The sequence below is a fragment of the uncultured Methanobrevibacter sp. genome (assembly GCF_902784195.1).
Classification (GTDB): Archaea; Methanobacteriota; Methanobacteria; order Methanobacteriales; family Methanobacteriaceae; genus Methanobrevibacter.
This window is the reverse complement of record NZ_CACZTX010000001.1, coordinates 163,466-176,481: the sequence shown is the minus strand read 5'-3', so window position 1 is coordinate 176,481 and position 13,016 is coordinate 163,466. Positions and strand designations below refer to the sequence as shown.

Sequence of the window (13,016 nt, the reverse complement as noted above, 5' to 3'; positions counted from 1 at the left end):
CACATTATTAAAAAAGAGTTAAATTTCCCATTTCATAATGGTCTTACCAAATCTAAGGTTCTTATCCGATTCAAAGGCATGATTAATATCATCCAAAGTATTTATTTCTATTACCTGTGTAATAAGGCTTTCCAAATAATGAACCATATCCTCATTTTCTTCAAGTAAATCGATGACCGTTTTGAAATCTTCTCTAGTGCTTCTATTGGTTCCAAATATTCTAAGCCCCTTTTCAAGTATTTTTCTTGTATTTACGGAAATGTTGAACTCAGAAACTCCTAAAAGGGATACTGTTCCTTCAGGATTGATGGTTTCGATTATCTGGTCAATTGCATCATTTGCACTTGATGATCCTACACATTCAAAAGCATGATCTATGCTGATATCCTCAGGAAGCTCGCTTGCCAGGAAAGTTCTGTCTGCAAAAGTGAACATGCTCAACTTTTCCTCATGCATTCCTACAACAATTATTTCAGACTCTGGAAACATGATCTTCAGGCAAAGGGCTGTTATATATCCAAAACTTCCGTCTCCCCAAACTGCAATGGTGTTTTTGCGCTTGTGGGAAAGCTTTAGGAATCTGCTTATCGCATGAACACTTACGGAAATAAGCTCAATGAAGGAAGCAACTTCCAAGTTGATTTCATCCGGAATCCTTACCAATCTGTCTGCTGTAAGGGAAACATACTCTTCCATAAATCCATCTGAACCGCTTGATCTGAATTTGCTGGACTGCCTATAATTTTCTCCAATAAAATCATCCGCTTTCATTGGCAGATTTGGAATCATTACAACGTTGTCTCCAACATTATAAGTTCCCGTATTATCCTTTACAACTGTACCTATGGATTCATGGATTAAAGCCATAGGCAATTTCTGTTCAATGACTTCCGGTGCTCTTTTACCAAAGTAATACCTTTGATCCGCTTTGCAGATGGAAAGATAGGTAGGTCTAACGATAACTCCTTTTTCCAAATCCAAATCCGTGTAAACCTCTTCCAAAAGCTTTGGAGCCACTAACCTATATACAATATTTATCACAATAAAATCCCCACTATAAATACATATGTCTTAAACCTTATTCATAAATAATAAATATTTATAAACTCAACTACAAATCATAATTTTAAAAAAAAAATTAAGTGCTGAAATCATATAAATTTACTGTTTGTTCACTTGATTCAGCATCAGACACATTTAATTTAGCATCTTTTATAATGCTATTTGCCACTTTCAAGTCATAAGGATAGGTAATTTTGATGTTAAAGACTTCTCCTTTAACAATAGCTACCTCTTCACCATTCAGAACAAATATCTTTGCAGCATCAGTTAAAGTACTTTTTTCCTCGTCAGACAAATTTTCATAAGTTTCCTTAAGCTTTAAAATCTTAAATGTCTGAGGAGTCTGTCCCTGATACATGCAGTTCCTATTTGGTATATTGGAAATTAGCCCATCATCTTCAGAAACAACAATTGTATCTGTTGCAGGGATTACGGTATCACATGCACCAAATTCTAAAGTCTTTTCAATATTCTCCATAATAATCCTATGTGTAACAAATGGTCGTACTGAATCATGGGTTAAAATGATATCATTCTCGCTTATTTCAAAATTTTCCACTATATAATTAATTGCATTCATAATTGTATCATTACGAAGTTCTCCACCTTCAATTACAACTATATTAGAAGAATTTGGGAAATATTGATTAATCAAATCTTTTGTATGATTTAACCAATATTTATGAGACAATACAATTATCTCATCAATTTTACTATTCAAAGAAAACTTTTCAACGGTTTGAATAATGATAGGTTTATCACCTAATTTTAAAAACTGTTTAGGCTTATCCACTTCACCCATTCTGTTTCCATCGCCACCTGCTAGAATAGCCGCAAAAATCATATTTTTTCTCCCATGTGTCATGATAAAAAGTCCTAAAATTTGCTAGAATTATCTATAATTACCCAGAACTTTTTTTTAGTAAAAATTACTATCAAACTTATAATATATATTATTTAATATATTATAAAAAATTAACTATATTAAATTAATTTATAATTAAAAAGTTAATCACTAAAAAGAAAAAATAAAATTAATACAAAAATAATTAAAAAAAAAACGAAAGCACTAAAAACAAAACAAAAATAATTAAATTTAATAAAAAATAAATTATATATGGTAAGCTTTAAAGTGATTAATATGAATATAAAAAACAATATCATACTTGCAATGGATTTAATGGATTTGAAGGAAGCGGAAAAGGTATGCGAATCAATCAACGAGTACATTGATACAATAAAGATCGGATATCCATTGACCCTTGCTGAGGGACTGTCAACTATTGGATTCTTTAAGGAAAAGTTCGATTATAAGGTTATTTGTGACTATAAGGTTGCAGACATTCCAGCTACCAATGAAAAGATAGCTAACCAAACCTTTGATGCTGGCGCAGATGCAATAATTTGTCATGGATTTGTAGGTTCAGATAGTGTAGATGCATGCAAGACATCTGCAGAAGACCATGGAGGGGAAATATTCCTTTTAACTGAAATGTCTCACCCAGGAGCAATCAAGTTCCTCCAGCCAAATGCAGATGAAATAGCAAGAATGGGTGTTGAAATGGGAATCACTAACTATGTAGCACCATCCACAAGACCAGAAAGATTGTCCGAAATAAGGGATATCGTTGGAAAAGATGCATTCATGATTTCTCCTGGAGTAGGAACACAAGGTGGAGACCCAAGGGAAACATTGAAATATTCCAATGCATTGATCATTGGAAGATCCATTTACAATGCAGAAGACCCTGAAAAGGCAACTAAAGACATTGTTGATTCAATCCAATAAATTATAAATTATTAATAAGTTATAAATTAATTAATAATTACTAATTCTATTTCATTTATTTTAAGTATAAAAAGGTGTAAATTTGTTTAATATTAGTTTAGCTTTATCCTATTTCTTTTCTGGCTTCTTTATGAAGCTTTCAGATGATGAATATGATGAAAAGTCAAATAAGGCAATAGCTATTGTTCTTGGAATAGTCTGTGGACTCTTTACTGCTTATGCATGTTCAATCGATTTGGATGCCTCTTGCATCTTCATAGCAATTCTTATCGGAAATATCTTGGCTTTAAAGGTTGATGGAATTCATCATATCGCAACAATGGCTTCATTCATAATAGCATTCCTATTTCTTGGATTGCAATCTTTCACATATCTTTCCATTATCACAATTATAATATGCATGATTGGAGCAATTATCGATGAAATAGGAAATGACAATGATAAAATCTATTCAAAAAGCAAGTTTTTAGAGTATTTCTTCGATTATAGGTTTGCATTAAAAGTAGTGATTCTATTGCTTGTTTTAATTGGATTATTGAACATTTGGAGCTTTATCTATTTCCTATGCTTTGAAATAGCTTATGAAATAGCTAGAGTATTCTTTGAAAATTATATTTTATAACTTTTTTATCAAGTGACTATCTAAAAAATATTCACTTACTTATAACTATCTTTTTTTAATTTAACTGCATTAGTAAGGTATTCAGTTTCAATCAAACCCATAAGCTCATTTGAAACCCAATCTCCTTCAGGCAAATCATGTTCTAAAAGCTCAAAAATTTCTTCAGGAGTCATACCTCCTTCACATTCATATTTTTCATCTTCATTTAAGCCATGGAATATATAAGAATTTACCAAATCATGTTCGCTAAACCCAGTTTTTTTAGATCTAGCCTCCAATCTCCTTTTAAGATCTTCATCAATATCTAATGTAGCCCTAGAGGAGTCTTCTACTGATTTTTTATAATTATAATTGTTTTTAGAAGTATCAATATACCTTTTTATTAAAGGAATTCTTTGAACTACAGCAAGAATATTAAAAAGATTAATTCTACTTAAATCCATATTAACACAACATTGAATTGATTAAAAAATTTTAAAATTACTTGTAATCCTATTTAAAATAATATCTTAAATTACTTATATTTAAATATAATGATTAAATAATTATTATTTTAAAATATAAAGTAAATCTTAGCATTATTTAAGAAAATTAGTTAAATATAGTAAACTATACTTAAAATAAAAAATTATTATGGGTTTAAAAAGTTAAAAAGAGAATGAAAAATGATAATGTAAATAAAAAAAGAAAAAAGAGATTAAGTCTTCACCATAACTTAATCTATTCTATTCAATGCATCAGCCACTATCAATGGGAAAATGATAGTCACATCACCAATGACAGTAACTAGATTGGATCCATGCTTTGCCTTTGACCATGATTTTGCCTCTTCTAAAGGTGCACCGCTTAGACTGCCGGTTTCAGGCCTGTCCATAGTTATTTGAAGACCTGCATCTATTCCTCCTTTCAAAAGGTTTGAAGCAAGGGTGTAATGCTTTGGAAGACCTCCACCTAACATTACAGCACCAATCTTTTCAGACTCAAATACAAGGTCTGACAAGTAATGCATGTCTCCAACAGCATCCACTACGAGAGTGTGATCCTGTGTAAACATCCATAACTGAAGACCGAACATGCTGTCAATGAGCCCTGGAGCAAAGATTGAAACATCATTCAATGCAGCTTGCCTTAGGATTGAATTATCATCATCAATCAAAAGACCAACTTCCTTTAAAAGTCTTTGAATGGAAATTATTCCCTTATCCTCATCATTATCCACTTTTTCGCTGATGATTTCAAATATCTTGATTATTTCGCTTTCAAATAATTCAAAGTCATCTCCTTGAGTGTAAACATCAGCAATTCTGCCTATTCCAGCATCATTTAATTCTTCATCATTGGTTCCAAGATCCCTGTAATGTCTGCCTCCAAAGGCTTCAAGCAAATCGTGAGTGATGTTTGCCCCACTTGTCATCAATACCTTGATTCTTTTTTCCCTGATTAAATCGGCTACGATATTACGCATTCCACCAGGAACCAATGGACCTCCTAAACTCATGAAGATGTCCATATCTTCATCATTAATCATGTCAACAAGCAAATTAGAAGCTCTTGCAACTCTTCCAGCCCCTAAAACGCCTGACTTGTCATACTGTTCAATCAATTCGCTAACAGTCATATCCTTCTTTAATTTCAATTGATCAACTTTCATATAATCCACACTTAAAAACTAAAATAATAAAATAATATTAAAAAATTTAAAGAAATAAAAAATAAAAAATAATAGAAGAAATGAAAAAAAGACAATTTTTCTTCTAATTGATTTAAAATTAAATTTCATCTTCCAAATCGTTATCATTCAACAATGGGAAATTGTTTAGATTTGTAATCTTTTCAATCAAGTCAGTACGGGTAACAACACCTATTGGAGTGTAGTCATCATCAACTACAATCAATCTGCTTATGCCAAACTTATACATTTTGTAAACTGCAGTAGCTATTTTTGTATCCTTATCAATGAAGAACAAGCGTTTGGACATGATATCCCTAACGTCTTCATTTTCCTTTCCTTCAGCCAATGCCTTTACAATATCCACCAATGAAACCATACCAATAGCTACACCTTCAGTAATTACTGGCGCTCCATCAATATTGTTTTTTGAAAGCAAACATGCAGCATCCTTAATTGAATCTCCAGGCTTTAGATAGATCAAATCCAATGTAGCTATCTCATAAACAGAGTTTTTAGGAATGCTTCTTATGGTACTGATATCCAAGAGAAGGATATTGTCCATATCATCTCTACCTACGATTTCACCAATAACACCAAGATTATTGACTGGAGTAGGTCCTACACGGATAATGTCTCCCACATGCAAATCCTTAATGCTTCCTAAAACCTTGATTACAGCTTCACATTCACCAGGATGAGGCACACTTGTAAACTCTATCTTAGCGACTGAAACATCCTCTAATTTTCTATTCTCTTTGTATACAGGAACCTTTGCACTATTATCTGTAAATGAAATATTTAAAGTATGATACGCTTCGATAGTAGGCTTATAGCCACCGCGAGGTCCTGGTACACCTTTTACAAGACTTAAGCTTCTAAGAGATTGCATCTGATTTCTGATGGTTCCAGGGTTCCTGTTCATCACTTCAGCAATGTCTTCACCCTTAATGGACTTGCCATCTGAATTTTGATACAAATTAATTAAAGTCTGTAAAATTTCCTTTTGTACAGAAGTCAACATTTTAGACACCTAAATGTAAAAATACAAGCATTTTGCAAATAAAACACTTAACCAATTTAAATTAACAGTCCGATTTTGAAAATATCATTATAAATTAAGAATCATAATGACAAATTCAAATAAATTATAATGATTTATCATTATTTAACATTATTATTTACTGATTTATACATTATTATATAAAAAGATATTGTTTTTTTATTAAAAATCATTATAAATAAAATAAAATTATCATGTTTTTAATGCATAATTCTTAATTTATAATGACTAATTAAATTAAATAAGAGGAAAAACAGCTATTTAAGCATAAAATGACTAAAAAGAGAAAAATAAGATAAATTAGATAAAAATAAAATAAAATAAGATAAAAATAAAAAAGAAAAAAGAAAGAAAGATTTGGAAATTAATCCAAATAAATTAGATTACATATTGCTTTACATCACTTCTTATAATTGAAGAAGCACCTAATGCCCTTATTCCATCTAACATTTCAGGGAAATGCTCTTTAGGAATCAAAACATTGATCTGTGAAAAGCTTGACCCTTGATTGACAGTTGGCTCCGCACTGCAGAACTTGTTTTCAACCAAATAATTTGAAACCTTTTCAATGGATTCGTTTGCAATATTGAATTTCACATCAAAGTATTTCCTTGCAGTTACAGCACCTAACAACTGTTCATAAATCATTTTAGCCTTTGCCATCTTTTCATCGTCACAGCTTATTCCAGCATATAATCCTGCTGAAGAATGCAAGATGGTTTCAAGCTCTTTAAGACCTGCTTTTCTTAAGTTGCTACCAGTTTGAGTGTTGTCTACAATCAAGTCTGCACCTTTAGCAATGTAAACTTCTGTAGCACCGTCTGAATTGATAACTTGAACTTTCTTATTGTCTCCATCCCTTAATCCTCTAACTTGCACATATGGGCTGGCATCACCATAGATTTCCTGATATGCCTCATTTTCCATAATGTGCTTTCTGGTTAAGTTAGGATATTCTGTAAAGCATAAGATTGGAGTGTCCCTATCCTTGTTTGCCCTAAAGAAATCAGATAAGTCATTATAAGGGGATTCCTTAGGAACAGCTACAATCAAACGGGTTTGGCCATAATTCAAGTCACCTATCTTAACAATATCGTTTTCGCTTAAAACAGACTCTTCCAAAACCCAGTCCTCTCCTACAATAGCTATATCCACCATACCCCTGTTCAATTCTACAGGAGTACTTTGAGGGCGAGTCAAAAATGCACTTATCTCTTCATCATTAAGAATATCAATTTCATAAGATTCATTTCCAGGATCATATCCCCTTACTTCATAACCTGCATCTACAAATAACTGATGGGTATTTCCTCTGTTTACATTGTTTAAACTGCCTTTAGGCAATCCAATTGTTATTTTTACCATAATATCAACTAAAATAATTAATAAGAATTAAAATTAACTTATTTTAAAAAATAAATATAAATCATAAGATTTCAATTATACTCTATTATTAGGAATATATAAATCTATTTAAAAATCATTCCTCTTCCTGATAGGAACCGTTATACTCACCAGAACCTTCAACTGGATAAACAACAGCTTGAGCTATCCTATCACCGGATTTGATCTTATATTCAAATTCCCCATGATTGTAAATCATGAACATCAAGGTTCCATAAAATCCAGGGTCTCCAACTGCTGTCTGTACAGAAACAAAAGACCTAAGCAATGTGGACCTTGGCAAGTAGAGCATTGTATATCCCTTAGGAATTTTCACCTTACGCTTTATTGAAGCCAAATAAGCAGTATGAGGTTTTAAGGTATAAACAGGCCCTTCTAAAGCCTCAATCTCTGGAATGTTTTTCTCATTATCAATCAATGAACCGCCAGATTTCTGAATGAATATCTCATCAAGTTCCAAGTCAATTCCAGATGGCTGAACCAAATCCTCAAAGTCTAGAAAGAGTTTTTTAAGTTCTATTTCACCAAGCATTTTATCACATCAAAACATAAAAATAAAAATTTTAACTCACCAAATATTAAAAAAAATAATAATACTGGTTATTTTAACCAGTAGAATTTAAAGTATTGTTACCTAATTTAAATGTCAATTCACCAGTACCGTCATCATTTACTTTCAACTCATCACAATGTGGATTCAACACATTTATTAAAGCCTTACCTGATTCTGCATCCATGAAGTGTGGCAAATAGTTAGATAAATAAGTTGGGTAAAGTGTTACAGTACAATTATCCTCGTGCAAAGCCAAATTCAAGAAATATGATGTGTGAGTAGCTGGATTTGACTGGTCAAAGATGAAGTTTCCTAAATTATAGAAAATAGGCTTTCCATTGTACATTTCAACACCTTGGGTTACATGAGTATGGGAACCGATTACAATATCTGCACCGTCATTGATGAGTTCATGGGATATCTTTATCTGGTTTTCATTAGGGCTTCTGCTGTACTCATTTCCATAGTGAAGGTAAGCGATTACGATACTTGATCCATTATCACGAGCTTCCTGAACTTGTCTTTGGGCAAGTTCAGTGCCATATGCGGAGTATCCTGAACTGTTAGCTGTTGCAGGGTCCATCACTCCACGATATTCCCTAAAGTTATCTGCATCCATATAGTTCAATATGGTGATCTTCCTATCTCCAGATTCTATAGTTACAGGTTGTGTTGCCTCATTAATGTTGTTTCCTGCACCCATAACATAAATGCCCGCATCCTTCAGGTTCTTTATGCTTTCATTTAATCCTGCTTCACCATAATCCAATGCATGGTTGTTTGCCTGTGATGCTACAACCTTATCGTTAGCATTAGCCAAAAGATATGTGTATTTAGGGTTTGCCTTTAATGGAACATCCCCTTTCACAGCATAGGATGAAGTGGTTACAGGGTTTTCAAAGTTAACAAGCAATATATCTGCATTCTTGGTTACATTCTCAACAAACCTGAATGGGCTTTCGCCAGAGTCCAATACAGCAGGCATCTTACGGCCAAACATGACATCTCCAGTAACTGCAATTGAAACGTCATCGTGACCTAAATCATATGAATTGCCTGAGCCCATAAAAAATGTTCCAAAGACAGATATCGCTAAAAGAATAGCTATAATTAGAATTAAAATTGAATAAAACCTTGTTTTCCTCATCATATCACTTAAAATAATTGTTATAATTAAATTTTACTTTGTAATTAGTATTAAATAAACATTATTATAATCAATTATTTTAATAGATTCAATACATAATTCTTCTCTAAATTAACCATAGCACATATCTCATCTAAAGTAAAACCATTTTTCAATAAATTATTTATAATTCTGGCTTCACCTTTAGACTCCCCTCTACTCATAATAGTATCGACAGTTCTATGATACAAATCCTTCTTCATTTCAATCAGCTCCATTAGCTTTTCTGCTTCATACTCATCATCAACAAATTTTCTTACATACATTTCTAAAAACATTTTTAAATCATATATTTCATTTCCATCCATATTTTCTATACAGTTTACTAAAGTGGCTATTTCCCATAACAATTCAACTACTGATTTATCAGACTTCATAAAAATAATTGTTTCTAAATCAGCAATATCCTCATTATTCACTTCATTATTCTTTATTTTTTGTTTTATCCTATTTAAAGTTTTATTTCCATCAATAGACTTTAACGATTTAATATAAATAGTAAACTCGTTAAATAAATTCCATTTTCGCTTAATTACTCTATCTTGTTCTTCTACAGTGCTGATAACGTAAATATGTACATTTTTACCTTCTCGAAGATAAGTCAAAACTGCATATTTCATAAACCTGTCGACATCATCTTCAGTTACAACAGAACTTTGGAATTCAACTATTGCAATGAAGCCCCTCCTATCTACAAAGGCAATATCCATATGGTATGTAGTTCCACCGTCATCCACCAGTTCTGAATTTATAAAGTGATCAAATTCGATAAAAATGCCGCAATTAAAGCATAAGCTCTCAAAATGCTTAATGCTTTGCAATTTAAATGCCTTGTCATAAAATTTATCTGAAATTTGAATCACCAAAAAATAATTTATAGTTGTATTTTTAACTATAAACTATTTAAATCTTTTTATTCTTAATATAAATAATTTTACAGTCTTTAATTAATTTTTTAAGTTCATATAAATTTTATTAATTGAATATAATCTCTTAAAATGATTTAAATTTTATAACAAGTTTATAAGAATATAAAAATTAGAATAATAAAATAACCAAGGAAAGAAAAATAATATCTATAATAAAAAGAATAGAATTAATTAACAAAAAAAGGATGTGAAATAATGCCTGTAGTAACAATCGTTGGAAACCCAAACATAAGTGTAGAAGATAAAAGAGAAATGGTAAAAAAAGTAAGTGAAACTGTAGCTGAAGCATACAATTTACCAATTGAAGCAATCACTGTTCTAGTTGAAGCTTTACCACCTGAAAGCATAGGTGTTGCTGGTGAATTATTAAGTGATAGAAAATAATTTATTTCTATCATAATTTCTTTTTTTAAAAAAAAAAATAGTTTCAAAATAAAAAAAAATAATTAAATTAAATTTTCAATAAACTCATTTTCAAAATCCAAATATTCATTCAATAGATCCTTGAACTTTTCATTCTCATCACTATCAACCAGATCTAATGAAATTACATTTTTCAAACTATCAATGTTTGATTGAATTGGAACTTTGTATTGATTCAATACCATACCTGGCAAGTGACCCCTATTTTCACCAATCCATTGAATGAAAATATTTTTTGAATCTACAAATTTTTCATCATGAATCAAATTTTCAAATTTTTCAAGATACTCTTTTTCAAAAATGTCATCAAATGAGCTATCTGAACTGTGAGATATGTATTCAGTTATAGTAATATTGATGTTTTCTTCATAAGTTTCATTATATTGATTAGTCAGTTCATAATTTAGATACTTAGCAATACAACAATTAATTTTATCCTTAGTTTGTCTTAACATATCATTTGATTCAACAAACTCTTCCTGAGACACTTTTTCGGTAGTGATAATTTCATCTTGAGAAGACTTTTCATCATCTAACTTTACATACTTTCCAACTAAAAATTCAAAATTGCAATTTTTGCAAAATTGACTTCCATCTTCTCTTTGTGTTCCACACTTTGGACAATACTTAAAATTAGACATCATATTATCATAACCTAAAATCAAGATCTGTTTTTAATGTATTCCGCTCTTTTTTCATGAGCCTCTTCTTCAGTTGGGAATAAACCTAAATGCTTGCCGTCAACTTCAGCACTCCACATGAATAATCCTTCTTCATAGAAAACTCCTTCATACTTTGAGGATTTTTTCTGACTTAATGTTGAATCTGACTTTTTGGACTTGGAAACCTTAGCTCCACCGCTAACCTTAACTTTCTTTTTAGCTTTTTCTTTTTGGACCTTATTTCCGCTTTCAACCTTAACCTTATTTTTTTCAGTATCTTTTTTAAATTCCTTAGCATAATCCAATTTAGATTTTTTATTGGAATCTTTGCTTTTAGCCATTTCCTTCTTAATGCTTGACTTTGAATCAATTGACTTGATTGGTTTTGAACTTTTGGTCTTTTTAGCATTCTCTTTTGCTTTAGCCCTTAACTTATCCCTTTCTTCAAGGGTGATTGTCTTATAGCCACCTTTGACCTTTACATCAACCAAACCGTTTTCCTTCAAGTAATCCTTTCTTGCCTTGATTGCCTCATTCTCGCTTGAGTGGTAAGATATTATTTGTCCCTTAACGCTTACAGACCATAATTTCTGTATTTTGCTAAAGGAGATTCCTCTTGCTTTGGAATAAGCACCACCTATCTTTCTAGGCATTGGAATCGAATGGATATAAATTTCCCTTGCTTCGAAAGCCTCTTTAGATGATTGGTATAATCCCAATTCCTTATCTTCATGCTCTGCTTTCCACATGAAAAGATTATCGTCATAGGAAATTCCCAAGCATTGCGAATATGGAACATCAGGTTGTCTGATCTTTATTTCCTGATTATTAATTCCATAAACAAGATTTTCATCCTTTTCCTCTTTTGCCTTAGGGATGTACAATTCATTCAATATCTGTATGATTTCATTGTCTGGACTGGATTGCCTAAGTCGGATGAAGTCCTTGCCATCATTAATTGCTGATTTTAGCCTAATCAGGAAGTCTGCATCCTGAGTTCTTCTGCTAAGCTTATATTTAGGCCTTATAAAGTCCTTATCTCCAGAATAATTTACATAAAACCAGACACATATATTGAATATGATCTTATGGGCTTCACTTGCGGCCTGAAGCTCACCGCTTATATCATTTGAAGGGTTTTTAGATAAAAGCGGATTAGTGGATTGATTTGCAGACTCATCACGAAAATCATCATTGCTAAGTGAAGAATCGCTTTTAACTTCATTAAAACCAGTTTTATAATCCCTTAAACCGCCATTTTGAACATAAGGCTTATTTGTTTGTTGTGATGGCCTGAATCCACCAGTTCCATCACTGTTTAATGTATTGTGATAAACATCATTTCTTAATCTTCTAAGCTTTGAAAAGTCATTTTTTATATTATTCGGCAAGATATTGGCCTTATTCAACTTTTCAATTCTCTTATACTGGCTATTTTCATCATCTTTGATTCCTTCATAAGCGAAAATTGCCTTAGTGACCTTTTCAGCTATTCTTCCAGCAATAAGAATAGCCTCAACCCCATCTCCTTCAATGAGATTCTTATCCATCCTGGCACAGTCTAAGTATATGTCCCTAAACTGATTTTCCAAGAAACTAAAACAAAATTCACTCATATAAACAACTCTTTAAAAAAATAAAAATAATAAAATTA

At 31.6% G+C, this 13,016-nt stretch carries 14 protein-coding genes; 3 read left to right on the top strand and 11 right to left on the bottom strand.

Features of this window, described 5'->3' with window-relative positions; translation table 11 throughout:
• Window positions 1-18: 18 nt before the first annotated feature.
• Together QZU90_RS00895 and QZU90_RS00890 are read right to left on the bottom strand one after the other, a co-directional pair.
• Window positions 19-1,041, bottom strand: a complete 1,023-nt coding sequence (locus QZU90_RS00895) for an alcohol dehydrogenase catalytic domain-containing protein (protein ID WP_296854934.1) — start codon at window positions 1,039-1,041, stop codon at window positions 19-21.
• A 97-nt stretch (window positions 1,042-1,138) separates the two neighbouring features.
• Complete coding sequence (locus QZU90_RS00890; protein ID WP_296854932.1) at window positions 1,139-1,906, bottom strand: 2-C-methyl-D-erythritol 4-phosphate cytidylyltransferase; 768 nt, start codon at window positions 1,904-1,906, stop codon at window positions 1,139-1,141.
• Window positions 1,907-2,203: 297 nt separating this feature from the next.
• On the opposite strand from QZU90_RS00890, the gene pyrF reads away from it, so the two are divergent.
• Together pyrF and QZU90_RS00880 are read left to right on the top strand one after the other, a co-directional pair.
• Window positions 2,204-2,851 carry an orotidine-5'-phosphate decarboxylase gene (gene pyrF, locus QZU90_RS00885; protein WP_296854930.1) on the top strand — a complete coding sequence of 216 codons (648 nt, stop codon included), beginning with the start codon at window positions 2,204-2,206 and terminating at the stop codon, window positions 2,849-2,851.
• 82 nt (window positions 2,852-2,933) lie between these two features.
• Window positions 2,934-3,473 carry a hypothetical protein gene (locus tag QZU90_RS00880; protein ID WP_296854928.1) on the top strand — a complete coding sequence of 180 codons (540 nt, stop codon included), beginning with the start codon at window positions 2,934-2,936 and terminating at the stop codon, window positions 3,471-3,473.
• Window positions 3,474-3,508: 35 nt separating this feature from the next.
• On the opposite strand, the gene QZU90_RS00875 is transcribed toward QZU90_RS00880, so the two are convergent.
• The 7 genes from QZU90_RS00875 to QZU90_RS00845 all read right to left on the bottom strand — a co-directional run bounded on the left by QZU90_RS00875 (window position 3,509) and on the right by QZU90_RS00845 (window position 10,085).
• Window positions 3,509-3,916: a hypothetical protein gene (locus QZU90_RS00875; RefSeq protein ID WP_296854926.1), complete on the bottom strand. Its 408-nt coding sequence runs from the start codon at window positions 3,914-3,916 to the stop codon at window positions 3,509-3,511.
• 272 nt (window positions 3,917-4,188) lie between these two features.
• Window positions 4,189-5,124 (bottom strand): deoxyhypusine synthase, encoded by a 936-nt coding sequence (locus QZU90_RS00870; RefSeq protein WP_296854924.1) that lies wholly within the window; start codon window positions 5,122-5,124, stop codon window positions 4,189-4,191.
• A gap of 118 nt (window positions 5,125-5,242) precedes the next feature.
• Window positions 5,243-6,166, bottom strand: a complete 924-nt coding sequence (locus tag QZU90_RS00865; RefSeq protein ID WP_296854922.1) for a CBS domain-containing protein — start codon at window positions 6,164-6,166, stop codon at window positions 5,243-5,245.
• Between the two features lie 417 nt (window positions 6,167-6,583).
• Window positions 6,584-7,570 (bottom strand): ATP phosphoribosyltransferase, encoded by a 987-nt coding sequence (locus tag QZU90_RS00860; protein ID WP_296854920.1) that lies wholly within the window; start codon window positions 7,568-7,570, stop codon window positions 6,584-6,586.
• A gap of 115 nt (window positions 7,571-7,685) precedes the next feature.
• Complete coding sequence (locus QZU90_RS00855; RefSeq protein WP_296854918.1) at window positions 7,686-8,141, bottom strand: deoxyuridine 5'-triphosphate nucleotidohydrolase; 456 nt, start codon at window positions 8,139-8,141, stop codon at window positions 7,686-7,688.
• A gap of 73 nt (window positions 8,142-8,214) precedes the next feature.
• A complete protein-coding gene (locus QZU90_RS00850) occupies window positions 8,215-9,309 on the bottom strand; it encodes a CapA family protein (RefSeq protein WP_296854916.1) in 1,095 nt (364 codons plus the stop codon).
• Window positions 9,310-9,383: 74 nt separating this feature from the next.
• Window positions 9,384-10,085: a hypothetical protein gene (locus QZU90_RS00845; RefSeq protein WP_295605029.1), complete on the bottom strand. Its 702-nt coding sequence runs from the start codon at window positions 10,083-10,085 to the stop codon at window positions 9,384-9,386.
• Between the two features lie 387 nt (window positions 10,086-10,472).
• On the opposite strand from QZU90_RS00845, the gene dmpI reads away from it, so the two are divergent.
• Window positions 10,473-10,661 (top strand): 4-oxalocrotonate tautomerase DmpI, encoded by a 189-nt coding sequence (dmpI, locus tag QZU90_RS00840; RefSeq protein WP_295605027.1) that lies wholly within the window; start codon window positions 10,473-10,475, stop codon window positions 10,659-10,661.
• A 62-nt stretch (window positions 10,662-10,723) separates the two neighbouring features.
• Here the strand turns inward: dmpI and QZU90_RS00835 are convergent, their stop codons facing one another.
• Both QZU90_RS00835 and QZU90_RS00830 read right to left on the bottom strand, forming a co-directional pair.
• On the bottom strand, window positions 10,724-11,344 hold the full coding sequence (locus tag QZU90_RS00835) for a zinc ribbon domain-containing protein (RefSeq protein ID WP_296854913.1): 621 nt from the start codon (window positions 11,342-11,344) through the stop codon (window positions 10,724-10,726).
• A gap of 17 nt (window positions 11,345-11,361) precedes the next feature.
• Window positions 11,362-12,978 (bottom strand): hypothetical protein, encoded by a 1,617-nt coding sequence (locus QZU90_RS00830; RefSeq protein ID WP_296854911.1) that lies wholly within the window; start codon window positions 12,976-12,978, stop codon window positions 11,362-11,364.
• Window positions 12,979-13,016: the final 38 nt, after the last annotated feature.

What these genes read in the sequence shown, in the direction of transcription:
- QZU90_RS00860 (WP_296854920.1), bottom strand. Translation starts at nt 7,570, where the DNA reads ATGGTAAAAATAACAATTGGATTGCCTAAAGGCAGTTTAAACAATGTA.
- QZU90_RS00890 (WP_296854932.1), bottom strand. Translation starts at nt 1,906, where the DNA reads ATGATTTTTGCGGCTATTCTAGCAGGTGGCGATGGAAACAGAATGGGT.
- QZU90_RS00855 (WP_296854918.1), bottom strand. Translation starts at nt 8,141, where the DNA reads ATGCTTGGTGAAATAGAACTTAAAAAACTCTTTCTAGACTTTGAGGAT.
- dmpI (WP_295605027.1), top strand. Translation starts at nt 10,473, where the DNA reads ATGCCTGTAGTAACAATCGTTGGAAACCCAAACATAAGTGTAGAAGAT.
- pyrF (WP_296854930.1), top strand. Translation starts at nt 2,204, where the DNA reads ATGAATATAAAAAACAATATCATACTTGCAATGGATTTAATGGATTTG.
- QZU90_RS00835 (WP_296854913.1), bottom strand. Translation starts at nt 11,344, where the DNA reads ATGATGTCTAATTTTAAGTATTGTCCAAAGTGTGGAACACAAAGAGAA.
- QZU90_RS00830 (WP_296854911.1), bottom strand. Translation starts at nt 12,978, where the DNA reads ATGAGTGAATTTTGTTTTAGTTTCTTGGAAAATCAGTTTAGGGACATA.
- QZU90_RS00850 (WP_296854916.1), bottom strand. Translation starts at nt 9,309, where the DNA reads ATGAGGAAAACAAGGTTTTATTCAATTTTAATTCTAATTATAGCTATT.
- QZU90_RS00875 (WP_296854926.1), bottom strand. Translation starts at nt 3,916, where the DNA reads ATGGATTTAAGTAGAATTAATCTTTTTAATATTCTTGCTGTAGTTCAA.
- QZU90_RS00870 (WP_296854924.1), bottom strand. Translation starts at nt 5,124, where the DNA reads ATGAAAGTTGATCAATTGAAATTAAAGAAGGATATGACTGTTAGCGAA.
- QZU90_RS00865 (WP_296854922.1), bottom strand. Translation starts at nt 6,166, where the DNA reads ATGTTGACTTCTGTACAAAAGGAAATTTTACAGACTTTAATTAATTTG.